The following is a 23,108-nucleotide window of genomic DNA, read 5'->3' as shown; positions in this document are numbered from 1 at the left end:
GTGTGACGGCAGTCTACCACAGCCGTCACACCGGTCTTCCGTCACGCGTGCAGGTGTAGAACCTCAGCGCGCTTCGGGGCGGTAGCCCAGGCGCAGGCCGCCCCAGTGCTTGCCGTTCACATAGATGGGCACGGAGAGGTCGTGCATGATCTCGCCGGTGTCCCGCCGGTAGGTCTGCAGCAGCATGTCTTCCTGGTGGCTGCCGCAGCGGATGCCGGTGCGATCGTTGAACAGGCGTTTGTTGCGGCTGCGCACCAGGTCCACCTTGGGGTCGCCGGTGGGCGCGTGGGAGTACTCCCGGTTGTGGGTGGGCACGTAGCCGTCCGGGGTGCTGGCCATGGCGAACACCATCGCCTGGTTGCTGCTCTTGATCGGCTCCAGGATGGCCGGCAGGGTCTTGTCGGTAAAGCCATCAAACGCGCTGGTGTACTTGGTGGGCTGGGTGTTGGGAATCGGCGTGCGGGTGCGATCAAACAACGCGCTTTCGGTAATCGCGCCGTTCTTGACGGACTGCTCGAACAGCTCGCCGATTCGCCTGGCCCCGTCCCGGGCCTGCTCATAGAAGAACCGGTGGTAGCTGGCGGTGCTGTTGCGAGCAAAGGCGGCGTTGGCCTTCTCCGCCAGTTCCATCAGGGTGGCGGCCTGCTCCGCGAGCGCCGCTACGCTGCTGTCGCTCTCGGCAATCTGGTCCCGTACCGCTTCGACGGCAGCCAACACCTGCGCCAGGCTCTGTTCGTTGTCCTGGTCTATCTCGGCAATCCGCGCCACCTGGGCCTGCACCCGGTCGGACTGGTCGCGGATCTGGTCGAGCCGCTCGCCGACGCTTTCCACGGCGGTCAGGCCGGCGTCGATTCGGCCGGCCAGGCCTTCGATACGGGAAACAATCAACGCGGTGTCGTTGCGGATTTCTTCGAGGGTGCCGGCTACTTCGCCGGTGGCCTGGGCGGTGCGGCCGGCCAGTTGGCGCACTTCGTCGGCCACCACGGCAAAGCCCCTGCCCTGCTCGCCGGCCCGGGCCGCTTCGATGGCGGCGTTCAGGGCCAGCAGGTTGGTTTGCTCAGCGATACCCTGGATGGTGGTGGTCACCCCCTGGATGCGGTTGGATTTCTCGTTCAAGGCCTGGATCAGCCGCAGGTTCTCACCGGACTGCTGGTGCACCTCACGCACCTGTTCAATGGCGCCAACCAGCGCTTCGCGCCCTTCGGCGCTGGTGGCACTGGCCTGGTGCGCCATGGTGGCGGCGGCGGCCGCCTGGGCAGAGGATTCCTTCACCGTCTCGGCGATGTGGGCGGCGTGTTCGGCCATCTGGGCGGTCTGCTCCACCTGCTGGTCGAGGCGCTGTTTGAGCTGGTCGGCCGCCATGGACACCTGGGCGGCGGAAATGGCGTTGCGGTCGGCGTTGCCGGAGAGGGTTTCCACCAGGGCCCGGCCCGCTTTGGCCTGGGCCAGCAGGTCGGCGCACTGGCGCCGAACCGGATGGTCCTCCGGCAACGTGCCGTCGTTGAGGCCGCGCAGCCCCCGCTCGAGCGGCTCAAGTACCCGCAGCACCAGAAACGTGCCGGCGACGGCCAGGCCGACGATCACCCCAAGGGCGGCGGACACTGCGTCCAGCCCTAGCATGGGCGCCACGCCCGCCGCGACAGCCGTGGCCACCACCGCCGCCACAGCGCCCCCCAATACCGTTGAACGCCCCCACATCCCCATATGAACCTCATCGTTCTTGTTCTATCCGTTTGTCCGAAGGTCGTCGATGAGCCTAAAGAAACCGTCTACCTTATGAACTCATACTTTAGTGCATACCACGGATAACGGCGGGAATGCGGATTTCTTGAGGCTCTCCCGGCAGGGGGGCGGCGCCTCAGCGGGCCTGGAGCACCTCCTCAATTCCGGTTGGCTGGTTCACGGAGACCTCACGCTGGGCGGCTGCGGGCGGTGTCACGAACGCATCCCGTCCGTGTATGAACGACTGTTCCTGCACCAGAACCCGGTAGGCCTTGTTCAGCTGGCGAGCCCGGGCGACCGAAGGCTGCAAGGCCATGGCGATGTCCCGGGACAGCGCGGCGAAGGCCTCGGGCCGTTCAGCACCATCGGCGGTAAAGAACCGGTCGTGCAGTTCATCGTTGCTGCGGAAGGCGTTGCCCCAGGGGTTGTGGCGCAGATAAAACGCGTACTCGCCTTCGCCATCCCGGCGCTTCGGGTCCGCCAGACCGGCCGGCGCCTTCTGCTGCCAGTGGTACCACCCGTTCTGGAAGCCGCTGTCCGGTACTTTCCTTGCGAAGGCGAAGGTGCCGTCGGTGGTGGCGCCAATGCCGCTGTGGCACCCGTTGCAGGTCAGCAGTTCCTCATAGTTCTGGGGGCGCAGGGCGCCGTCTTCCGCTTCGATGAAGCCCTGGTAGCGCCAGCCCAAGTTGGTGGCCACGCCGGTTTCCGTGTTTCCTGGCACCAGCTTGAGGCGATCCGGGTAGTCGTGCCGCTCCTTGACGTCGTTTTCCGCGTTGGTTTGCAGGTCGTAATAGGTTCGCCAACTGGTCTTCACCGCGTAGCGCAACTCTTTCATGCGGGGCGCCATCGCCACGGCACCGTCCGCACCCGTCGTCAGGTAACGGACGCTGTGCAGGAACTCGGTCCCCAGCGGGAAAAGACCGGCCGCCAGGGGCGCCTCTTTCCGGTCCAGCTCGCCGGCACGGCCGGCCCAGTGCATGGTGCGGCCCTCCAGCGGGGCCCAGTCGTAGTGGATGCGGTCCGCTGTGCTCAACACGCCGTTGCCATCAAGGTCCATCCCCAGCGCCCGCTCGTTCACCGGCGCCAGATGGGCATCCGCCCGCTGGATCAGCGCCTGCACGATGGCCAGGTTGGTGCGGTACACGTCCAGGTCAAACTCACCCTGCCGGTTCTGCCGGTAGGCCTCCGGCAGGCGGATCAGGACGTCGTCGGTGGAGCCGTTGGTGGGCATGAAGGCGCCCGGCACCGGGAAATAGGCAAACGAGCGCCAGCCGGTGAAGCTGCCGGTGGGCGAATGGTCAAAGCCCTGATTGTCGAAACGATAGTAGGCATCCGGTACGTACCCGTCCCAGCGGCCGTTCTGGTTGGCATCCCAGCGCTTGGGCACGTCGGCCAGAACGTCCGCCAGCACCAGTTGATCGTCCGGCCCCTGATAATTGGATTGGCTAACGTAGTTGTCGATGGCCTGATCGCTGATCGCCGCGACATCGGCGCTGTGGTCCACGAACAGGTTGTCCCAGTGGTTGCTCAGGGCGTTTTCCGGCAGCGCCCAGATCAACTGGTTTTCTGCATCGTTCAGATAGTTGGGCTCCTGGCTGTCCGTATGGCACACGTAACAGGGGTTGCCCGTGCCCCGCGCGTCCTTCGGGTTGGTGTAGCACTGGGCCGGGATATAAGCCGCCTTGTTCTGTGCCACGGTCAGTTCCTGCCCCGGTGACAGGGCCCGCTCCGTGCTCTGGGCAGTGTTCGCCGGGCCGGGATTGTCAGGGTCGCTGCATCCGGCGAGCACGGCCACGGCCAGCAACCAGACTGAAGATTTCATGGTGTCTTGCTCTCTTTGTTATCCGGCGGGGTTGGAGGACGGCCCCCGCGACAAACCCCAAAAAGGGGCGCCGAGGCGCCCCTTTCGGGTCTTCAGAACCGTTTCCTGGCTTAGTTCAGCGCCGGGAACGGCCCGAAGTAACCGATGTAGGCGTGGGATTCGCCGTTTCCGGTGTCCTTGCTCTGATCGGACTCGCCATACGGGTGCTGGATGACGCCGGTCAGGTAGCCATAGCCCTTGATGTCCGGATACCAGTCCACGGACGTGTTCTCGGAACCGTACGGGGAGGTCTGGATGCGGGTCAGGGACTTGTCGTCCAGGTTGTAGGCCCAGATGGCGTCGTTCTGATGGCCGCTGCCGGTGTCCTCACCGATGATCAGCGTGTTGTAGCCCGGCAGGTAGGAGATGTTGTCCGGGTTGGCGATGCCGTTGATGTCGCAGCTGTTATCGGCGGCGTAGGCTTCGTTACCGGCGGACTGGCCGACGGTGCCGGCAATCAGGCTGCTGACGGACTTGGCCACGTAATCGGAGCCGATGTCGGCGTCGGTGCCCAGGTCGTACTGATACACGCCACCGCAGGCATTGGCTTCTACCCGGATGTCGTTCGGGCCGCCAATGTCGTACTGGGTGTTGGCAACACCGCCCTTCATGTTGTCTTCCATGCCCCGCTCAATCTCGGAGATGGCCACATAGAGCTTCTTACGCTCCGGATCAAACGTGGCGCCTTCTTCCTTGCGGAACTCGGTGGTGGCGCCCATGTAGGCGGCGTAGCGGCGGGTTTCGAGGCGGGAGGCCGCCATCTCCATGCCCGGCTGCAGCTGCAGACACTGGTTGCCGCCGTCCCCGGCGTTAATGGAGACGAAGCCGCTGGTCGGGCAACTGCCGTCGCCGTTCGGGGTCTCGGTGGCAAAGATATCGCTGAAGGTCAGCTTGCCGGCGCCGGAAAGCAGCGGCTTGATCTCGCTGTCGCTGGCGTGGCCCAGGCTGATCCAGTCGATGTCGGCGCTGCCGTAGTTGTCGGCGGAGGTCTGGTTCCACTTGAGGGCGTACAGGGTACCGGTGGAAAGGTCGCCGGCGGTGTCGGCCACGAACATGTAGTAGCCCACGTTGGTGCCGTCGTCGGAGATGTAGGCGGTCTTCTGGTCCGGCATCATGGTGCCCATCTCGGACGCCAGGCGGCCCATGGCGTAGTGCTTCTCAAGGGTAGCCGTCGGTTTGGCGTTGCTGGCGTCCACCGTGATCTCAATGTTCCAGCCGTAGTCGTAAGGGTTCACCTGGGTAGCGTCGCCGCCAAAGTAATCAGCCATGGCATTGGCAGAATTGGGATCACTGGCGTCCGGCTCGTACTCTTCAGAAGCCAGATGGGTGTTCCAGGGCGTGACCGAACCGGCGCAGTGGTTCCAGCCGCCGCGAATGCCGGACTGGTCCAGCTGCTCCATCGAGGCGACGCTCAGGTTGCCGTTGTCGTCCTGGTTCAGCTCGGACAGGAACATGGCGCCGGGACGGGACTCGATCTGGGTGATGGTGAAGATGCGGTCGTTCACCACCATCAGCGAGCTGAAGTCCGGGTTGTCGGACACGGACGGGTTGCCGTCGCCCCCGAGGATGGCGTCGCCGTTGGCATCGATCAGCCGGCCAAACTGCACGGTGCCACCGTCAAAGGTGCTGTAGTAGTTACCGGTACGGGCCCAGGCGTGGTAATCCAGCGACACCCCGTTGCCGTTGACTTTGGCCATGGGCGACACGTTGACGATGCGTTTGCCCGCATCCGTGGTCGGCGCAGGAACGGACTCAAAGCTCAGGGAGTTGGTGGTGGGTCCGGAATTGCTCGTGTCGGAAGAGTTGCTGTCACTGCCGCAGCCGGCCAGCAGCAGCGGGGAGGCCATCAGGGCAACGGCCAGAGCCTTGCGTTGGAATGGTACAGCGCGCATTGCGAGTATCCTCTCATCATTGTTGACGGTTTGAGTCGCCAACGTTAGAGAGAGTTCGTGACAGATCGGTGTTGATTTGGTGACCGAACGGGGGCGAAAACATGACAGGGCCGGCGGCCCCGTCCGACCCCGGCGAAAATGCCGGAGCCGGTGGGCCTGAGGCCGTTATCCAGGCCTCGGGCAGGGGGGGGACGGAGTGATTGCCGTTTAACGGGCCCTTACTCCGTCATGTTGTTGTAGCTTTCCTTCGCTTCGTCACCGGCCTCGTCCATGGCGTCGCCCATCTCATCGGCGGCGTCCTTCGCGCCTTCTTTCATCTCACCCAGGGCGCTCTCGTCCTGCCCGGTCGCCTCCTCGGCAGACTCCTCGACGCTGTCGGCGGCATCTTCAGCAATATTGCTGGCGTTCTCGGCCGCCTGCTCCACATCAACGCCTTCGTTGTCCTCGTTGCCGCACGCGGTCAGTCCCAGTGCGGAGACCATCAGTGCAGCCATCATCAGTTCGCGTTTCATAGCTTCCTCCTTTGAATCGGATGTCGAGCGTCCCCACGGTACGGGACCCCCGGATACGGGGCAATTACGCCGATATTAAGGCTGTGTTAAGGAAACGGCTCCGGCTTGTCATTTCACGCCAAAGCCCGATCACCCCAAAAATCTTGTTGAACTGCAAGATTGTCCGACATAAATTCAAGAGACCGGACAACAACAGGGAGTACTGGAGATGAACGCCAAAGCCAACGGGGCGCTCGACGCCCACCGCACCCAAGGGCCGGGCGCCAGCGCGCCGTCCGGCAACGCCAAAAGCAGCACCAAGGGCGATGCCCCCTGGAAAGACCCGAAGCGCTATATGTGGCTGCTCGGGCCCGCCCTGCCCGGCATCGGCCTGGCCGCCCTTACCGGCTACGCGCTGGCGCCCAAACGCCTGAAAGCCCTGGCCTGGACGGGTCCGGCCCTGGTCCACGGCATCATCCCGGCGCTGGATCGCGCCATTGGCGAAGACAAAAGCAACCCGCCGGAATCGGCGGTGGCCTTCCTTGAGCAGGACAAGTACTACGACCGCATTGTGAAGGCCTTCATTCCCACCCAGTACGCCATGACGTTCCTCGGCGCCTGGCTGGCCAGCCGGAAGAGCACGCCGCTGGAAGACAAGATCGGGCTGACCCTGACGGTGGGCGCCATCAACGGCGTCGGCATCAACACCGCCCACGAGCTGGGCCACAAATCGAACAAGTTCAACAAGCTCGCCGCCATGGCTGCGCTGGCCCCCACCGGTTACACGCACTTTGTGGTGGAGCACAACTTCGGCCACCACAAGCGCGTGGCCACGCCGGAAGACCCGGCCAGTAGCCGCATGGGTGAGAGCTTCTGGAAGTTCCTGCCGCGCACCGTGTTCGGCGGCATCAAGTCGGCGGTGAAGATTGAGAAGGCGCGGCTGGCCCGCAAAAACAAGTCGTTCTGGTCACTGGACAACGAACTGTTGCAGGGCTGGGCCATGAGCGCCGGCTTCTTCGGCGTCACCACCCTGGCCTGCGGCCCGCGCGCGGTTCCGTTCCTGGCGGCCCAGGCGGTATACGGGGCAAGCCTGCTGGAGAGCGTGAACTACATCGAGCACTACGGCCTGCTGCGCCAGAAGGACAAGAACGGCAAATACGAGCGGACCCAGCCGGAGCACAGCTGGAACAGCAACCACGTGGTGACCAACCTGTTCCTGTACCAGCTCCAGCGCCACTCGGACCATCACGCCCATCCCACCCGCAGCTACCAGGCCCTGCGTCACTTCGAGAAAGCCCCGCAACTGCCGGGCGGCTATGCCTCCATGCTGATGCCAGCCTATGTACCCAAATGGTGGTTCGAGGAGATGGATAAGCGGGTGATCGAGCACTACGAGGGCGACCTCAGCAAGATCAACTGGGACCCGGACCGTAAGGACGAGCTGATGGCCAAATACGCCGACTTCGCGGCCAAGGTGGCGGCGGAGGCGAAAGCGCGCCGGGCCGGGCAGGCGGCTTCGGATTCTGAGGCAGCCTGACGGTTTGATAGTCCCCGGAGCCTTCGGGTTGCGGGGGCGGCGGCCAACCGGGGAGCCCCGCCCGGGAGCCGCCGTGGATACGTCCCTGTAGGCTTGTGCGCAGCATCCCTGCTGCGCACACTCCCGCGCGGGGCTCCCCGGTCGGCCGCTTCAGGCTAACTGCCTGGCACACAGGCTTGGGCCTGCTTGGCCGGTGCGTGGTTCCGGGACCGTGGAGGGCCAGGGATGGCCCGAAACGAGCCTACAGGGACGTACTCGTGGCGTGTCCCGGAACCACGCACCGGCCAGGCAGGCCTGCACCCAATCTCAAAAACTCAGAACCACTCCGCCTTCATATTCAGGCAGGTATCGTCCTGATTCCGCAGCAACACCAGATCCTGCGCCACCGTCGGCAACTCCCAGTGGAAGAAATACTGGGCCGCCTGCAGCTTACCCTGGTAGAAATGCCGCTCCTGATCGCTGTTCGCAGACGCCAGGGCCTTCGCCGCCGCGTTGGCCTGGCGAAGCCACATCCAGGCCACTGTGATGTGGCCGAACAGGTGCAGGTAACAGCTGGCGTTGGCCAGCGTCTTATCCACCTCGCCGCCCATCAGCGACTTGCCCAGGCTCTGGGTGACTTTCACCGCCTGCTGCAGCGTCTCGCTCAGGGACAGCGCCCACTGCTGGCAACGGTCCGCCGTCGCCGCCTCCAGATCCACCTGCATCGCCTGCATCAGCAGCTGCAGGCCATGGCTCTGGTCCTGCCAGACCTTCCGCCCGAGCAGATCCAGCGCCTGGATGCCGTTGGTGCCCTCATGGATCGGGTTCAGGCGGTTGTCCCGCCAGCACTGCTCCACCGGGTATTCCCGGGTATAACCCGCGCCGCCGTATACCTGGATGGCCAGATCGTTGGCTTTCAGCCCGTAGTCCGACGGCCAGGCTTTCATCACCGGCGTCAGCAGATCCAGCAGTTTGCCGGCCTCGGCCCGTTTGGTGGCATCGGGATGGGTGTTGTGATCGTCCACCAGCCGGGCGCCATAGAGGCACAGGGCCAGGCCGCCCTCACAGTAGGCCTTCTGGGCCAGCAGCATTCGGCGCACGTCGGCGTGGTCGATGATCGGCACCTGGGGGCTGCCCGGGTTCTTCTCGCTGGCCTTGCGGCCCTGCAGCCGGTCACGGGCGTACTCCAGGCTGTGCATGTAGCCCCGGTAACCGATCACCGCCGCGCCAAAACCCACCCCCAGACGGGCCTCGTTCATCATCTGGAACATGTACTTCAGGCCCTGGTGCGGCTCACCCACCAGGTAGCCATGGCAGGGCGCGTCATCGCCAAAGCTCAGCGCGGTGGACGTGGTGCCCCGGTAGCCCAGCTTGTGGATCAACCCCGCCAGGCTGACACCGTTACGCTCGCCCGCGTTGCCCGCCTCGTCCACCCGGAACTTGGGCACGATGAACAGGGAAATGCCCTTGACCCCCGCCGGCGCGCCTTTGATCTTCGCCAGCACCATATGGACGATGTTCTCGGTCAGGCTCTGCTCGCCGCCGGAAATGTAGATCTTGGCGCCCTTGATCAGATAGTGACCATCGTCCGTCGGCGTCGCCGAGGTACGGATGTCCGCCAGGCTGGAACCCGCATGGGGCTCGGTCAGCGCCATGGTGCCGGTAAAGCGGCCGCTGAGCATGTGGGGCAGGAACCGCGCCTGCTGGTCCTCGTTGCCGAACACCCGGATCAGGTTGGCCGCGGCGGTGGTCAGGAACGGGTAGCCAGCGGTGCCCGGGTTGGCGGCGGTAAAGAAGCCGTTGCAGGCCGCCATCACCGTTTCCGGCAGTTGCATCCCACCCAGCTCGTAGTCATAACGGCCGGCGATGAACCCGGCCTCGGCGTAGGCGTCAAAGGCGCGTTTCACCTCCGGCAGCATCCTGATCTCGCCGTTCACGAACGCCGGCTCCTGCTTGTCAGCGGCGCTGTTATGGGTGGCGAAGGTCTCGCGGGCCATCTTGTCGGCGGTCTCGATCACCGCATCGAAGGTTTCGCGGCTGTGCTCGCTGAACCGGTCCCTCTCGCTCAGGGTGCCGGTATCCAGCACTTCATAGAGTTGAAAGGCCAGGTCTCTGCGGTCAATCAGGGTAGCCGTCATGGGTGGTTCGTCTCCTATCGTTTGATCATAAGACTCTCACATCGCTCAGGGTTTGGTCGATAGCCTGCGACTTGACCTGCACCCCCCGTTCCGTATCATCGGGGCCATGTCTCACTTATGGAGCAACCAATGACCGCAAGGTCGCTCGGCTGCACGTCCCTTCCCCGCCCGCCGCTGCCGGCGGACATCGCCCTGTACCGGGGCAGCCTGCCGTTTTTCCCGGACCCGCCAGCGGTCTGACGTGGCGCTGCCACGCCCTCTGACACACGCCGTGACGGCCCGGACTCACTGCACGGTGCACCGGCGCCAACTACACTTCTGAGCACGGCCTGCCGCACAGGAACGAAAACCCGATAACGAGGTTGCGATGTCGCTACCGCTGGTTGTTTTGCTGCCATTTCTGGGGGCCATTGCCGCGCCCCTGTTTGCCCAGGGCGGGCGCACGGCGATTGCCGTGGCGTCGTCCGTACCGCCGCTGATCGCGCTGGCCGCGCTCTATCCCCAGTGGCCGGTGCTGGCCAACGGCGGCGTGGTGCTGTTTTCCCAGCCCTGGATGCCGGACATGGGCCTGACCCTGAGCTTCCGACTGGATGGCCTGTCCCTGCTGTTCGCCCTGCTTATCCTGGTGATCGGCCTGCTGATCATTCTGTATTCCCGGTACTACCTCAAAGCGCAGGAAAACGTCGCCAAGTTCTACTCGCTGCTGCTGTGCTTCATGGGCGCCATGCTGGGCATTGTGCTGTCCAGCAACCTGCTACTGATGCTGATATTCTGGGAGCTGACCAGCCTGGTGTCGTTCCTGCTGATCGGCTTCTGGACCCATAAGCAGGAGGCCCGTCGCGGCGCCCGCCTGGCGCTGGCGGTCACCGGGGGTGGCGGCCTGGCCTTGCTGGCCGGCATCCTGATGATCGGCAACATCGTCGGCAGCTTCGAGCTGGACGACGTGCTTGCCGCCCGGGACCAGATCCAGGCCCACGCGCTTTACCCGTACGCGCTCACCCTGGTGTTGCTAGGCGCCTTTACCAAGTCCGCCCAGTTCCCGTTCCACTTCTGGCTGCCCCACGCCATGCAGGCGCCCACCCCCGTGTCCGCCTACCTGCACTCCGCCACCATGGTCAAAGCCGGCGTGTTCCTGCTGGCGCGGCTGTACCCGGCCCTGGCCGGCACCGAGCAGTGGTTCTACATGGTCAGCTTCACCGGCATGGCCACGCTGCTGCTAGGCGCCTACACCGCCATGCTCAAGCATGATCTTAAGGGCCTGCTGGCCTACTCCACGGTCAGCCACCTGGGCCTGATCACCCTGCTGTTCGGCATGGGCACCCAACTGGCCGCCGTGGCGGCGGTGTTTCACGTGATCAACCACGCCACCTTCAAAGCGTCCCTGTTCATGGCCGCCGGCATCATTGACCATGAAACTGGCACCCGGGACATGCGCCGCATCAACGGGCTCTGGCGCTACATGCCCCACACCGCCACCCTCGCCATGGTGGCGGCCTCCTCCATGGCCGGGGTACCGCTGCTGAACGGCTTCCTGAGCAAGGAAATGTTCTTCGCCGAGTCCCTGGACCTGAACCTACCGGGGCTCTGGGCCTGGCTGCCGCCGGTGATCGCGACGCTCGCCGGCATTTTCTCGGTGGCCTACTCCGCCCGCTTCGTGCACGACGTGTTTTTCAATGGCAAGCCGGTGGACCTGCCGGTGTTCCCGCCCCACGAGCCGCCCCGGTACATGAAGATTCCGGTGGAAATCCTGGTGTTTGCCTGCGTGATGGTGGGCGTGTTCCCAGCGCTTTCCGTCGGGCCGCTTCTGTACGCGGCGGCGTCGGCTACCCTCGGCGGGCAAGTGCCGGAATACCACCTCACCGTCGCCCACGGCTTCAACCTGCCGCTGATGATGAGTTTCCTGGCGTTTTTTGGCGGGCTGCTGATGTACAGCCAGCGCCACCGGTTCTTCCGCTTCCACGCCCGCTTCCGGGAAATCGATGAGAAAGCGGTGTTCGAAGCCGTGGTGGCCCGTTTCACCGCCGCCGCCCACCGGGTCACCGGCCTGCTGGAGAACGGCTCGCTGCAACGTTATCTGGCGCTGCTGGTGATCAGCGTGATTGCCATTACCGCCGCGCCGCTGCTGGGCCTGGGCGTGTTTATTGGCGAGTCTGGCCTGTCCCCGGTGGACGCGCCCACCGCCATCGCCGCCGCCGTGCTGGCGCTCTCCGCCGTGCTCACGGCCCTGATGCACCGCCAGCGGTTTTACGCCCTCACCCTGCTGAGCGTGGTGGGCCTGCTGGTGGCGCTGGCGTTCGCGCGGTTCTCCGCACCGGACCTGGCCATGACCCAGCTTTCCGTGGAAGTGGTCACCATCGTGCTGCTGATGCTGGCGCTGTACTACCTGCCGTCCTGGACGCCTCTGGAAACCAGTGCACGCCGGCGCGTGCGGGATCTGGTGGTGGCGGTGCTGGCCGGCGGCGGCATGACGCTGCTGACCCTGGCCATGCTGACCCGGCCGTTCTCGTCCATTTCCTCGTTCTTCCTGGAGAACAGCAAGCCCGAGGGCGGCGGCACCAACGTGGTCAACGTGATTCTGGTGGATTTCCGGGGCTTTGATACCCTCGGCGAGATCACCGTGCTGGCCATCGCGGCCCTGGGCATCTACGCCATGCTCAAGAACACCGCGCTGACCCCGACCACCGGCGACGGCCAGGGCCACGCCTGGAGCCGGGATCCGCACCCGCTGATGCTGCGGCAGATCGCCCGGCCGATGCTGCCACTGGCCCTGATGGTGTCCGCGTACATCTTCCTGCGCGGCCATAACCTGCCCGGCGGCGGCTTCATCGCCGGCCTGGTGACCTCCGTGGCCCTGTTGCTGCAGTACGTGGCCAGCGGCATGGCCTGGACGGAAGATCGCATTCCCTTCCGCTACCAGAACATGATTGGCCTGGGCCTGCTGTTCGCAATCATCGCCGGCGCCGGCAGCCTGTCCTTCGGCTACCCGTTCCTCACCTCCACCTTTGGCCACATCGAATGGCCGGTGGTGGGTGATTTTGAACTGGCGTCCGCCATGGTGTTCGATCTGGGCGTGTACCTGACCGTGGTCGGCGCCACCCTGCTGGCGCTGGTCAGCATTGGCCGTCTGTCGCCCCATTCCGCCATCAAGCCAACACAGGAGACCGTCTGATGGAACTGGTATATGCCCTGGTCATTGGCACCCTGGTGGGCTCCGGTGTGTACCTGCTGCTGCGGGCCCGGACCTTTCCGGTGGTGGTGGGCCTGACCCTGATTTCCTACGGCGTGAACCTGTTCCTGTTCGCCACCGGGCGGCTGGTGACCGGCGGGCAGCCGATCATCGGCAGCACCGACCACTACGCCGACCCGCTGCCCCAGGCGCTGGTACTGACCGCCATCGTGATCGGCTTCGCCATGACCGCGTTCGTGGTGGTGCTGTCCCTGCGCAGCCTGGCGGACCATGACGATGACCACGTCAACCCGTCCCGACAGCAAGTCGCGCCCGCCAATGACCACGAGGAGCCCCGCGCATGAACGACTGGTTGCTGGCGCCCATACTGATCCCGCTGATCGGCGGCGTGATCCAGGTGTTTATGGGCTACGCCCCGATCAGCCTGCGCCGGACGCTGGCGCTGATCACCACCAGCCTGCTGCTGGTCAGCGCCCTGGTGCTGCTGAGCCTGGCCATGGACGATCAGTACCGGGTGTACGCCTTCGGTAACTGGCAGCCGCCGTTCGGCATCGTGCTGGTGCTGGACCGGCTGGCGGCGCTGATGGTCCTGCTCACCGCCGTGCTGGCCCTGTTCTGCCACCTGTTCTCCGTGGGCGGCTGGGACGAGGGCAACCGGCAGTTCCACGCCCTGTTCCTGTTTCAGCTGATGGGCCTGAACATTGCGTTTCTGACCGGGGACCTGTTCAACCTGTTTGTCGCGTTCGAGGTCCTGCTGATTGCCTCCTACGGCCTGCTGATGCACGGCGAAGGCACCTCGCGGACCACCCCGGGCCTGCATTACGTGGTACTCAACCTCACTGGCTCGGCCCTGTTCCTGATCAGCGTGGGCCTGATCTACAGCGCCACCGGCACACTGAACATGGCGGATCTGGCGCGGACCGTACCCGATCTCACCGGCGCCGACCTGCGCCTGGTGGAGGCCGGCGGCCTGATGCTGCTGGTGGTGTTTGGCCTGAAGGCGGCGATACTGCCCCTGAACTTCTGGCTGCCCCGGGCCTACGCCCGGGCCACGGCGCCGGTCGCTGCGCTGTTTGCCGTCATGACCAAAGTGGGCGTCTACGCCATCCTGCGGGTGTACCTGCTGATTTTCGGGCAGGGCGCCGGCGGCCTGGCCAGCCTGGGCATGGACTGGCTGTTCCCGGTCGCGCTGGCGACGCTGGCAATTGGCGTGATCGGCGCCCTGGGCGCCCAGAACCTGAAAACCCTGGTGGCCTGGCAGGTGGTGATTTCCGTCGGCACCCTGCTGGCGCCCATTGCCCTGGGCTCCCGGGCCGGGATTTCCGCAGCGCTGTTCTACCTGCTCAGCACCACCTGGACCGTCGCCGGGCTGTTCCTGCTGGCCGAGCTGGTAGCCAATCAGCGGGGCAGCGCCGGTGACCGCATTGTCACCGCGCCGGCCATGGCCCACCGGACCCTGCTGAGCGTGCTGTTCATGCTGGGTGCCGTGTCCGCCGCCGGCCTGCCGCCGCTGAGCGGGTTTTTCTCCAAGGTGCTGATCCTGCAGTCCGTCACCTCCGGGCCTGACCTGGCGTGGCTGTGGGCCGTGGTGATTACCGGTAGCTTCTTCACGGTGATCGCCTACAGCCGGGCCGGCAGCATCGTGTTCTGGCGCACCGTTGATGGCCACATTGAGTCCCCGCCCGGGCTCAGCAACACCACCCGGGTGGCCACAGGGGCACTGATCGCCACCAGCCTGGTGATTGTGGCGCTGGCGGGGCCGATCCATCAGTACACGGATGCCACCGCTGACCAGCTACTGGACCAGAACGGCTATGTGAATATCCTGACCGTTGAAACCGTTGGGGAGGACCACTGATGCTCGACCGACTCACTCTCCCCCAGCCGTGGCTCAGCCTGATGCTGTTTGTGGTCTGGCAATTCCTCAGTGGCGGCGTCAGCGGCGGCAGTGCCGTGCTGGGCCTGTTGCTGGCCTGGGGCATCCCGCAAATGACCCAGGGCTTCTGGCCGGAACGCCCGTCCGTGCTCAAGTGGTGGCGGTTTCCATCCTACCTGGCGGTGGTGCTGTACGACATCGCCGTGGCCAGCGTTCAGGTCGGCTGGCTGATCGTCTCCGGCCGCAAGCCCCGGCCGGCGTTCGTCACCTACCCGCTGTCGCTGGACGATCCGTTGGCCATCACCCTGCTGGCCGGCACCATTTCCCTGACGCCGGGCACGGTAACGGTGGATGTGAGCGACGACCAGCGCCGGCTGTTGATTCACGCCCTGGATGCGACCGACGACCAGGCCGTCGTCGACGCCATTCACCAGCGTTACGAACGCCGCTTGCAGGAGATGTTCCAATGATGCACTACGCCCTGTGGATCACCATGGCCATGGTGATCGCCGCCGTGCTGCTCAACGTCTACCGGCTGATCCGGGGCCCCGACGCCCCGGACCGTGTGCTGGCCCTGGACACCCTGTACATCAACGCCATCGCGCTGATCATCCTGCTGGCCATGACCCTGGGCACCCGGCTGTACCTCGAAGCCGCCTTGCTGATCGCCGTCATGGGCTTTCTCGGCACGGTGGCCATGGCCAAGTACCTCAAGCGCGGCAGCGTCATTGAATAAGGAGGCCCCGTATGAGTCCCTGGATTGAATACACCGTATCGGCGCTGCTCGTGATTGGCGGCCTGTTTACCCTGGTCGGCGCCATTGGCCTGGCCCGGCTGCCGGATTTCTTCACCCGGCTGCACGGGCCGACCAAGGCAACCACCATCGGTGTCGGCGCCATCATGCTGGCCTCGGTGGTCTGGTTCACCGTCGCCGACGGCAAACCGGCCATTTCCGAGATCCTGATTACCGTGTTCCTGTTCATCACCGCCCCGATCAGCGCCAACATTCTGGCCAAGGCCGCCATGCACCTGCAGGTGCGGCGCATGGACAATACCCGGGGCCGACCGTGGGATCAGTAGCGCCACGCCAGCCCCGAAAATTGTCATTGGACTGTCGGCGTTTTGCCGTATAGTAAGCGGCCCATAACGTTCCAGGAGGCCAACCCATGTTGAAAGTGAACGAATATTTTGACGGCAAGGCCAAGTCCATCGCCTTCCAGACCGCCACCCTGCCCGCCACCATTGGCGTGTTCAGTCCGGGCGAGTACGAGTTTGGCACCACCAAAAAAGAAACCATGACCATCATCAGCGGTGCTGTGAAGGTGTTGCTGCCGGGCATGGATGAGTGGATGACCTACGGCGCTGGCGAGAGCTTTAACGTGGCCGGCCAAGCCAGCTTTAAAGTGAAAAACGATGTTGATGTCGCTTATCTCTGCACCTACGAGTAACGACTAAACATTTTTCTGCAATACTCGAATTCGCAGAGCGGTCCATCTGGTTGAAATCTAAGAGGTCCGTTCTGCGAATTTTTCTCATTCTGCGGTTCCGGTTTCCGTCATTCTGTGTCAGATTTGGGGTTCTCGTGGCTCAAGCGATAACAACCACAACGCAGAGAATGAGGAAGACACCATGGCACAGACGCGTATTCTGCCTCCGGCGAGGAACGCCCACCCCTATCCCCTGCTGATCAAGCAGCTCCTGCTGTCCGGCCCGCGCTACAACCCGGACCAGGCGATCCATTACGCCAACCGGAGCAGCTACACCTACACCACCCTGGTGGAGCGCATTCACCGGCTGGCCAACGTGCTGACGGAAGCGGGCGTCAAGCCCGGTGACACCGTGGCCGTCATGGACTGGGATACGCCCCGCTACCTCGAATGCTTCTTCGCGGTACCCATGCTGGGCGCGGTGCTTCACACCATCAACGTGCGCCTGTCCCCGGAGCAGATTGTCTACACCATGAACCACGCCGAGGACGACGTTGTGCTGGTGCACGATGATTTCCTGCCGATCCTGGACGCGGTCAAAGGCGACATCAAAACCGTCAAAAGCTACATCCAGCTCACCGATAACGACCAGCCCGCTGCTGCCAGCGTGAGCACCCTGGGCGAGTACGAAGCACTGCTGGCCAAGGCCGAGCCGCACTTTAATTTCCCGGATTTCGACGAGAACAGCGTCGCGACCACCTTCTACACCACCGGTACCACGGGCAACCCGAAAGGCGTGTACTTCAGCCACCGGCAGCTGGTACTGCACACCCTGGCCCAGGTCGGCTCCCTCGGCTTCTCCGATGAAATGCCGCTGCTGCGCTCCACCTCCGTGTACATGCCGGTCACGCCGATGTTCCACGTACACGCCTGGGGCGTGCCCTACGCGGCTACCATGATGGGCATCAAGCAGGTGTACCCGGGCCGGTACGATCCGGAGCTGCTGGTCACCCTGCTCAAGGAACACAGGGTTACCTTCTCCCACTGCGTGCCCACCATCATGCAGATGATGCTGGCCACCGAGTCCATCAAAACGGCGGACCTGACCAACTGGCACGTGCTGATCGGCGGCAGCGCCCTCACCCAGGGCCTGTGCAACGCTGGCGCCAAACTTGGCATCCGCATGTACACCGGCTACGGCATGTCTGAGACCTGCCCGCTGCTGAGCACCACCCACCTGACCCCGCGCGATCTGGAGCTGCCCCTGGAGCAGCAGACCGACCGTCGGGTGAAAACCGGCGTGGCCGTGCCCATGGTGGAACTGGAAATCATCGACCCGGACGGCAAACCCGTCGCCCACGACGGCGAAGCCAAGGGCGAACTGGTGGCCCGGGCGCCCTGGCTGACCCAGAGCTACTTCAAGGAACCGGAAAAAGGCGAGGCCCTGTGGGAAGGCGGCTGGCTGCACACCGGCGACGTCGCCAGCATGGACCCGGATCACACCATCCTGATCAAGGACCGCATCAAGGACGTGATCAAGACCGGCGGCGAATGGCTGTCCTCCCTGGACCTCGAAAACCTGATCAGCCAGCACCCGGCCGTCGCCGGCGCAGCGGTGGTCGGCATTCCCGATGAAAAATGGGGCGAGCGCCCCTACGCCATGATCACCCTCAAACCCGGTGAGACGGCGAGCGAGCAGGACATCCAGAACCACCTGCAGCAGTTCGTCGACAGCGGCGACATCAACAAGTGGGCCATCCCCGAGCAGATGCGCTTCGTGGACGACATTCCGAAGACCAGCGTTGGCAAGATCAACAAGAAGCTGATTCGGGATCAGATCAAGGGCTAGGGGGGTAAAAAGGGGTCAGATGAAATTCATCTGACCCCAGGGGTGGAGAAGGGGGGTCAGATGAGTTTCATCTGACCCCAGGTTTGCGCCGACCTCAAACTCCGGTGAACGAAAAATCCACCTCCGGCCGGCGGCCACCAACGATATCCGCCAGGGCGGCGGCGGAGCCGCAGGAATGGGTCCAGCCCAGGGTGCCGTGGCCGGTGTTGAGGTACAGGTTGCCGAAGTGGCTCTTGCCGATGTAGGGCACGTTCGAGGGCGTGGCCGGGCGCAGGCCGGTCCAGAATTCGGCGCGGTCCCAGTCCCCGGCTTCGGGCATCACTTCCGCCGAGCGGCGGACGATCGCGCGGCAGCGGGTGAGATTGAGCTGCCGGCTGTAGCCGTTGAGTTCGGCGGTGCCGGCCACCCGCAGGCGGTTGCCGAGGCGGGAGTACACCAGCTTGTACTCGTCGTCGGTCAGGCTGACCTTGAACGCGGCCTCTTCGTTTTTTACCGGCACGGTGATGGAGTAGCCCTTGGCCGGGTAGATGTTGAGGGTGATGCCCAGTTGCCGGGCCAGCGCCGAGCTGAAGCTGCCCAGGCTGAGCACGTAGGCGTCGGCCCGCAGGGTTTCGTGATGACCTTCCCGCAGGATCTGCGCACCGAGCACCCGGTCGCCCGCATAATCGAAGCCCACCACGTCGGTGTCGTAGTGAAAGGTGACGCCGGCATCCCGACAGCGTTCCGCCAGGGCCTGGGTGAATTTGCGCGCGTCGCCGGACTCGTCTTCGCCAGTGTACGTGGCGCCGGCAATGCGATCGCGGATGGGGCGCAACGCAGGCTCCAGCTCCACCGCCCGATCGGCGCTGATGATCTGCCGGTCGCAGCCCAGGTCCTGCATGATGCGGGTGGGTTCGCGGGCGCCTTCAAACTCATCCGGGTTGGTGTAGAAGTGCAGGATGCCCTTCTCCAGATGATCGTATTCGAGCCCAAGTTCGACCCGCAGGGCCTGCAGTTGCTCGCGGCTGTAGGTGCCCAGGTTCACCATCTGGCGGATGTTGTAGGCCGCCCGGGCGGACGTGCACTCCCGCAGAAACGCCAGCGCCCAGCGCCACTGGCCGGGATCGAGCCGGGGCCGGAACAGCAGCGGCGCATCGGGTTTGAACAGCCACTTCAGCACTTTCAGGGGCGCCGACGGGTTGGCCCAGGGTTCCGCGTGGGAGACCGAAATCTGGCCGCCGTTGGCGTAACTGGTCTCCAGGCCGGCCTTCGGCTGCCGGTCGATGACCGTCACCTGGTGGCCCTGCTTCTGCAGGTACCACGCGGTGGTTGTGCCAACGACACCCGCTCCCAGAACCACAATATGCATCGGTACCTCCATGCATCGAAAAATCAGGTTAATCCAAAGAGAATCGGTGACCGACGAGACCCGCCTGGCCGCTGGCGAGCCGGCTCAACCGCCGGCGCGCTTGACCGTCCAGCCCCGCTGTTCCAGCAGTGGGATCAGCAGGTCCCGCTGGTCACCCTGAATCTCGACGACACCGTCCTTGACCGTGCCGCCGGTGCCGCACTTGGCTTTCAGGATTTTGGCGTAGGCTTTAAGCTCGGTGTCATCCAGGGGGATACCGGTGATCAGGGTCACGCCCTTGCCCTTGCGGCCCTTGGTTTCCCGACTCACCCGAACAATGCCGTCACCGACCGGGCGGCGCGCTTTCCCGCACTGGCAATCGTCCATCGGGTGCCGGCAATGCGGGCACATGCGGCCCTGATCGGTGGAATAGACCAGGCCCCCGCTTCCGCGTTTCATGACGGTTACAACTCCTGTTGTCGATACTGTTGCTGGTACTCTGCCCGCTTACTCATCCAGCCCGGGCGGGTACTTTGAAAACATTTCCGTGACCACTTCGTCGATCAGGGTCTTGCGCTCCTCCGGCGACTGGCCTTCCCGCAGGTAACGGCGGCTGGCGGCGCGCCACACCACCTGCTGGGTGTCGGTATCGACCAGCTCAACCACCAGCTTACCCTCGGTCACCTGGCGGACCGGTGGCGGCGCGGCCAGCCCCCAGCCAAAGTGACCGGTGCCGAACCCGAAGCCAAGGCCCAGGCCGCTCTGCTCAAGCCGGTCTTCCTCGACGATTTGCCAGTTCACCAGCAGATCCGCCTCGTCAGCGGGCACCTGGCGCATGGCCTTGCGGGTCAGCGCCCGGTCGATGGCGGTGCGAACCCGGTTGCCGTCCAGGGACACAAACGACGACTTGCCGGCGTCGGGGGCAAAGGCCCAGGTGGCGTAGTGGCCGAACACCACCGAGTCGTTGTAATCGGTGACCACGTTGCTGGCGCAGCCCGCCAGCGACAGGGCTGCGACCAGGGAAAGAATCAGACCACGCATGCGCTGCACTCCTCCATACAAACCGATGTCCGAAAGTATACGCCGACACGGCCCGGGCCGATGTCGCCGGGCCCTATTCCCTGTCCAGATGGTAATCCAGCTGACCAGCCTCGCAGTAGGCGACAAAGGGCTCACACTCGGTGTCCGGAAGCGACAGGCGAATGTGAACCTCGGTGCCATAGTCGACAGCGTCGATCTGCGCGCCGTGCTGGTCGCACCAGTGGCGCAGGGGCTGCTCCCCGGCGAACGGCACCGTCACCCGGGCCGGCGTCAGGGTCGGCTGGACGACACGCTCGACCGCCGACAGCACGCTCTCCGCCGCGCCTGCATAAGCCCGAACCAAACCGCCGGCGCCCAGCTTTATGCCCCCAAAATACCGGATCACCATCACCAGTACATCCCCCATGTCCTTGTGCTGGATCACGTTGAGGATGGGTTTGCCGGCGGTACCCGAGGGCTCGCCGTCGTCGTTCATGCCGGCCTCAGCGGCCGATCCCGGGCGCCCGACCTGGTAGGCCCAGCAGATGTGACGGGCGTCCGGATGATCGCGGTGCGCCTCGGCCAGCCACTGGTGCACCTCTTCCCGGGACGCCACCGGTGCCACCCGGGCGATAAACCGGCTCTTGCGAATCTCGGTCTCCCGCTCCAGAAAGCCGGCTGGTACCGGATAGTCACGGCTCATCCGACGGCCTCATCGTTTAACGGCGAGCCGCGGCCGTCGTGGACGAACACCGGCAGGGTGACCGTCACCCGCAGGCCACCCTCGGGGCGGTTTTCGGCGCGAATGTGGCCGTCATGGACCGCCAGGATGTTGCGGGCAATGGCCAGGCCGAGCCCCCAGCCCTGGCCGCCCCGGGCCGCATCGCCGCGATAGAAGGGCTCGAACAGATGCGCCAGGGCCTCCTCGGGCACACCCGGGCCCTCATCGTCCAGGGTCAGGGTGACCCACTCGGCGCCGCTGGCCAAGGTCAGGTGAATGGCATGGCCAGGCGGCGTGTGGTCCAGGGCATTTTGCAGGATGTTGTCCAGCGCCCGCTGCAGCAGCTCGGCATCACCCAGCACGCTGACCCCGACGACGCCAGGATTGGCCACCAGCCGACAGTCGACCCGCTGGTGCTCGGCGTAGTCAGCGGCATCCTGCAGTACCCGGTTTACCAGCCCCTGAACCTGCACCGGCACACGGGCCAGGTCACCGCCCTGCTCGGTCACCCGGTACAGGCTGAGGATCTGCCCGGTCATGGTCTCCAGGCGCTCGTTCTGGCGTAAGATGCTGGCCATCAGGCCGGCGTCCGCGCCCGCCTCGCTGGCCAGCTCGATGGCCACCCGCTGCCGGGCCAGGGGCGTTCTCAAATCGTGGGAAATGTCCCGTAACAGGCCCTGCTGGCGCTCCAGCAGTTTGCAGAGCTGGTCGGTCATGGCGTTGAACGCCGTGGCCAGTTGGCCGATTTCATCCCCGCGTCCCGCGATTTTTGCGTTGACCCGCAGCCGGTTCTTGCCGGCGGCAATCGCCCGGGCCGTGGCCTCCATGTGCTTGAGCGGCCGGGACAGAAAGCGGGCGATCCACACACACGCCAGGGTGATAAGCACAAACGCGAGGGCCAGCTCGAGAGCGCGGAAGAAGCGTGGGTCCAGCCAGCCGTCGCTGCTGGCGCGGGGCCACGCGATCAACTGGTAGCCGTCAGACACGTTGATCACCGCCGGTTTCTGGGGATACCAGTCCGAGCGCATGCGCTCGCGGATCGGTTTGGGCAGGGGGTCGCCCTGCTCGCCCCGCTCGATCAGCACCAGGTGCAGATCCAGCCGTTCGCCCTGGTCCCGCAGGAAGCGCCAGGCGTCACCCCGGCCTTCCTGCTCCCGGATGCGGATGGCCTCGTGGGCCAGGTCCTGCAGGCCCACCTGCCGCTCAATGGCCTGGCGTTCCCGATCGAGCAGGAAGCGGGTCGCCAGGTTGCTGGCCACCACCGTCGTCGCCATCGCCAGCCAGATGGACAGAAAAATGCGCCAGAACAGGGACAGGGACCACCGACTCATACCGGCACCCGATAGCTGTAGCCCAGGCCACGAACGGTTTCGATGCGCGGCGGGTCCTCGTTGCCGAGCTTCTTGCGCAGGTTACTGATGTGCATGTCCAGGGTGCGGTCGTAGGCCTCCAGGCGCCGTCCCAGCGCCCACTGCATCAGATCGGTCTTGCGCACCACACTGCCGGCGTGGGCGAGCAACACCTGCAAGACCTCGTATTCGGTGGCGGTCAGTTCCACCGGCTGATCGCTCTGGTACACGCGCCGGTGTGCCGGTTCGATGCGCAGATCGCCGTATTCCCGGGGGCTGTTGACCTCGGCTTTCTGGTCCCAGGCGATGCGACGCAGCAGCGCCTGCAACCGGGCCACCAGCTCCCTGGGGTTGCAGGGTTTGGGGATGTAGTCGTCCGCACCCACCTCAAAGCCGACAATACGGTCCGTCTCATCGCCCCGGGCGGTCAGCAGCACCACTGGCAGATGCGCCTGCCCCCGCAGGGAACGCAGCACCTCCAGCCCGCTGATGTCCGGCAGCATGATGTCCAGCACCACAATGTCGCAGTCCTGCCCCAACGCCAGGGCCAAGCCGTCCCGACCATTGGCCGCCTCGCGGACCTCAAAACCCTGGTTGGTGAGGTACCGGGCGAGCAGTTCCCGAAGCTCGTCATCGTCCTCCACCAGCAACACGCGATTTTGCATTGTGTGACCTCCTGACCGTCTGCGGGCAGTGTATCACGCCGCTGCCAAGACGCTGATTTCACGCTGA

Annotated in this window: 20 protein-coding genes; 9 read left to right on the top strand and 11 right to left on the bottom strand. The window is 64.8% G+C overall.

Features of this window, described 5'->3' with window-relative positions:
* Positions 1-63: 63 nt before the first annotated feature.
* From V3388_RS03780 to V3388_RS03765, 4 genes are all read right to left on the bottom strand, one after another.
* The gene (locus V3388_RS03780; protein WP_336366183.1) at positions 64-1,704 is read right to left on the bottom strand and encodes a methyl-accepting chemotaxis protein; all 1,641 of its coding nucleotides are present in this window, start codon (positions 1,702-1,704) and stop codon (positions 64-66) included.
* Positions 1,705-1,858: 154 nt separating this feature from the next.
* Complete coding sequence (locus V3388_RS03775) at positions 1,859-3,544, bottom strand: hypothetical protein (protein ID WP_336366182.1); 1,686 nt, start codon at positions 3,542-3,544, stop codon at positions 1,859-1,861.
* Positions 3,545-3,654: 110 nt separating this feature from the next.
* Entirely contained in the window at positions 3,655-5,475 is a 1,821-nt protein-coding gene (locus V3388_RS03770) for a PhoX family protein (protein ID WP_336366181.1), read from the bottom strand.
* Between the two features lie 218 nt (positions 5,476-5,693).
* Positions 5,694-5,987 carry a hypothetical protein gene (locus V3388_RS03765; RefSeq protein ID WP_336366180.1) on the bottom strand — a complete coding sequence of 98 codons (294 nt, stop codon included), beginning with the start codon at positions 5,985-5,987 and terminating at the stop codon, positions 5,694-5,696.
* Between the two features lie 208 nt (positions 5,988-6,195).
* Between V3388_RS03765 and V3388_RS03760 the strand changes: the two genes are divergently transcribed.
* Entirely contained in the window at positions 6,196-7,503 is a 1,308-nt protein-coding gene (locus V3388_RS03760) for an alkane 1-monooxygenase (RefSeq protein ID WP_442915603.1), read from the top strand.
* A 314-nt stretch (positions 7,504-7,817) separates the two neighbouring features.
* Here the strand turns inward: V3388_RS03760 and V3388_RS03755 are convergent, their stop codons facing one another.
* A complete protein-coding gene (locus V3388_RS03755) occupies positions 7,818-9,620 on the bottom strand; it encodes an acyl-CoA dehydrogenase (RefSeq protein ID WP_336366179.1) in 1,803 nt (600 codons plus the stop codon).
* A gap of 367 nt (positions 9,621-9,987) precedes the next feature.
* Here V3388_RS03755 and V3388_RS03750 point away from each other — a divergent pair, with 367 nt between their 5' ends.
* The 8 genes from V3388_RS03750 to V3388_RS03715 all read left to right on the top strand — a co-directional run bounded on the left by V3388_RS03750 (position 9,988) and on the right by V3388_RS03715 (position 17,959).
* Positions 9,988-12,789, top strand: a complete 2,802-nt coding sequence (locus V3388_RS03750; RefSeq protein WP_336366178.1) for a monovalent cation/H+ antiporter subunit A — start codon at positions 9,988-9,990, stop codon at positions 12,787-12,789.
* On the top strand, positions 12,789-13,151 hold the full coding sequence (locus V3388_RS03745) for a Na+/H+ antiporter subunit C (protein WP_336366177.1): 363 nt from the start codon (positions 12,789-12,791) through the stop codon (positions 13,149-13,151). The genes V3388_RS03750 and V3388_RS03745 overlap by 1 nt, the downstream gene beginning before the upstream one ends.
* Positions 13,148-14,665, top strand: coding sequence for a monovalent cation/H+ antiporter subunit D (locus V3388_RS03740; protein WP_336366176.1), 1,518 nt, complete (start codon positions 13,148-13,150; stop codon positions 14,663-14,665). Before V3388_RS03745 ends, V3388_RS03740 begins: the two co-directional genes overlap by 4 nt.
* Positions 14,665-15,153, top strand: a complete 489-nt coding sequence (locus V3388_RS03735; protein WP_336366175.1) for a Na+/H+ antiporter subunit E — start codon at positions 14,665-14,667, stop codon at positions 15,151-15,153. The genes V3388_RS03740 and V3388_RS03735 overlap by 1 nt, the downstream gene beginning before the upstream one ends.
* Positions 15,150-15,419 (top strand): K+/H+ antiporter subunit F, encoded by a 270-nt coding sequence (locus V3388_RS03730; RefSeq protein ID WP_336366174.1) that lies wholly within the window; start codon positions 15,150-15,152, stop codon positions 15,417-15,419. Before V3388_RS03735 ends, V3388_RS03730 begins: the two co-directional genes overlap by 4 nt.
* Before the next feature lie 11 nt (positions 15,420-15,430).
* On the top strand, positions 15,431-15,763 hold the full coding sequence (locus V3388_RS03725) for a Na+/H+ antiporter subunit G (RefSeq protein ID WP_336366173.1): 333 nt from the start codon (positions 15,431-15,433) through the stop codon (positions 15,761-15,763).
* An 86-nt stretch (positions 15,764-15,849) separates the two neighbouring features.
* Positions 15,850-16,131, top strand: a complete 282-nt coding sequence (gene ppnP, locus V3388_RS03720) for a pyrimidine/purine nucleoside phosphorylase (RefSeq protein WP_336366172.1) — start codon at positions 15,850-15,852, stop codon at positions 16,129-16,131.
* Between the two features lie 181 nt (positions 16,132-16,312).
* Complete coding sequence (locus V3388_RS03715) at positions 16,313-17,959, top strand: fatty acid--CoA ligase (RefSeq protein WP_336366171.1); 1,647 nt, start codon at positions 16,313-16,315, stop codon at positions 17,957-17,959.
* 94 nt (positions 17,960-18,053) lie between these two features.
* Here V3388_RS03715 and V3388_RS03710 read toward each other — a convergent pair whose 3' ends face one another.
* The 6 genes from V3388_RS03710 to V3388_RS03685 form a co-directional block, all read right to left on the bottom strand.
* Positions 18,054-19,307, bottom strand: a complete 1,254-nt coding sequence (locus tag V3388_RS03710; protein WP_336366170.1) for a D-amino acid dehydrogenase — start codon at positions 19,305-19,307, stop codon at positions 18,054-18,056.
* An 84-nt stretch (positions 19,308-19,391) separates the two neighbouring features.
* Positions 19,392-19,745: a translation initiation factor Sui1 gene (locus V3388_RS03705; RefSeq protein WP_336366169.1), complete on the bottom strand. Its 354-nt coding sequence runs from the start codon at positions 19,743-19,745 to the stop codon at positions 19,392-19,394.
* 48 nt (positions 19,746-19,793) lie between these two features.
* The gene (locus V3388_RS03700; RefSeq protein ID WP_336366168.1) at positions 19,794-20,327 is read right to left on the bottom strand and encodes a DUF4136 domain-containing protein; all 534 of its coding nucleotides are present in this window, start codon (positions 20,325-20,327) and stop codon (positions 19,794-19,796) included.
* Between the two features lie 73 nt (positions 20,328-20,400).
* Positions 20,401-21,009, bottom strand: coding sequence for an IMPACT family protein (locus V3388_RS03695; protein WP_336366167.1), 609 nt, complete (start codon positions 21,007-21,009; stop codon positions 20,401-20,403).
* A complete protein-coding gene (locus V3388_RS03690) occupies positions 21,006-22,358 on the bottom strand; it encodes a sensor histidine kinase (protein WP_336366166.1) in 1,353 nt (450 codons plus the stop codon). The genes V3388_RS03695 and V3388_RS03690 overlap by 4 nt, the downstream gene beginning before the upstream one ends.
* Positions 22,355-23,041 carry a response regulator transcription factor gene (locus V3388_RS03685; RefSeq protein WP_336366165.1) on the bottom strand — a complete coding sequence of 229 codons (687 nt, stop codon included), beginning with the start codon at positions 23,039-23,041 and terminating at the stop codon, positions 22,355-22,357. Before V3388_RS03685 ends, V3388_RS03690 begins: the two co-directional genes overlap by 4 nt.
* Between the last annotated feature and the right edge of the window lie 67 nt (positions 23,042-23,108).

Source organism: Marinobacter sp. C2H3, assembly GCF_037080155.1.
Lineage (GTDB): Bacteria > Pseudomonadota > Gammaproteobacteria > Pseudomonadales > Oleiphilaceae > Marinobacter.
The sequence above is the reverse complement of the archived record's forward strand: the minus strand, read 5'-3'. Positions and strand labels throughout refer to the sequence as shown.

Coding starts and splice junctions, on each gene's coding strand:
- V3388_RS03760 (WP_442915603.1), top strand. CDS start 6,196: ATGAACGCCAAAGCCAACGGGGCGCTCGACGCCCACCGCACCCAAGGG.
- V3388_RS03780 (WP_336366183.1), bottom strand. CDS start 1,704: ATGGGGATGTGGGGGCGTTCAACGGTATTGGGGGGCGCTGTGGCGGCG.
- V3388_RS03730 (WP_336366174.1), top strand. CDS start 15,150: ATGATGCACTACGCCCTGTGGATCACCATGGCCATGGTGATCGCCGCC.
- V3388_RS03715 (WP_336366171.1), top strand. CDS start 16,313: ATGGCACAGACGCGTATTCTGCCTCCGGCGAGGAACGCCCACCCCTAT.
- V3388_RS03735 (WP_336366175.1), top strand. CDS start 14,665: ATGCTCGACCGACTCACTCTCCCCCAGCCGTGGCTCAGCCTGATGCTG.
- V3388_RS03710 (WP_336366170.1), bottom strand. CDS start 19,307: ATGCATATTGTGGTTCTGGGAGCGGGTGTCGTTGGCACAACCACCGCG.
- V3388_RS03685 (WP_336366165.1), bottom strand. CDS start 23,041: ATGCAAAATCGCGTGTTGCTGGTGGAGGACGATGACGAGCTTCGGGAA.
- V3388_RS03700 (WP_336366168.1), bottom strand. CDS start 20,327: ATGCGTGGTCTGATTCTTTCCCTGGTCGCAGCCCTGTCGCTGGCGGGC.
- V3388_RS03755 (WP_336366179.1), bottom strand. CDS start 9,620: ATGACGGCTACCCTGATTGACCGCAGAGACCTGGCCTTTCAACTCTAT.
- V3388_RS03740 (WP_336366176.1), top strand. CDS start 13,148: ATGAACGACTGGTTGCTGGCGCCCATACTGATCCCGCTGATCGGCGGC.
- V3388_RS03695 (WP_336366167.1), bottom strand. CDS start 21,009: ATGAGCCGTGACTATCCGGTACCAGCCGGCTTTCTGGAGCGGGAGACC.
- V3388_RS03745 (WP_336366177.1), top strand. CDS start 12,789: ATGGAACTGGTATATGCCCTGGTCATTGGCACCCTGGTGGGCTCCGGT.
- V3388_RS03750 (WP_336366178.1), top strand. CDS start 9,988: ATGTCGCTACCGCTGGTTGTTTTGCTGCCATTTCTGGGGGCCATTGCC.
- V3388_RS03705 (WP_336366169.1), bottom strand. CDS start 19,745: ATGAAACGCGGAAGCGGGGGCCTGGTCTATTCCACCGATCAGGGCCGC.
- V3388_RS03690 (WP_336366166.1), bottom strand. CDS start 22,358: ATGAGTCGGTGGTCCCTGTCCCTGTTCTGGCGCATTTTTCTGTCCATC.
- V3388_RS03725 (WP_336366173.1), top strand. CDS start 15,431: ATGAGTCCCTGGATTGAATACACCGTATCGGCGCTGCTCGTGATTGGC.
- V3388_RS03775 (WP_336366182.1), bottom strand. CDS start 3,544: ATGAAATCTTCAGTCTGGTTGCTGGCCGTGGCCGTGCTCGCCGGATGC.
- V3388_RS03770 (WP_336366181.1), bottom strand. CDS start 5,475: ATGCGCGCTGTACCATTCCAACGCAAGGCTCTGGCCGTTGCCCTGATG.
- ppnP (WP_336366172.1), top strand. CDS start 15,850: ATGTTGAAAGTGAACGAATATTTTGACGGCAAGGCCAAGTCCATCGCC.
- V3388_RS03765 (WP_336366180.1), bottom strand. CDS start 5,987: ATGAAACGCGAACTGATGATGGCTGCACTGATGGTCTCCGCACTGGGA.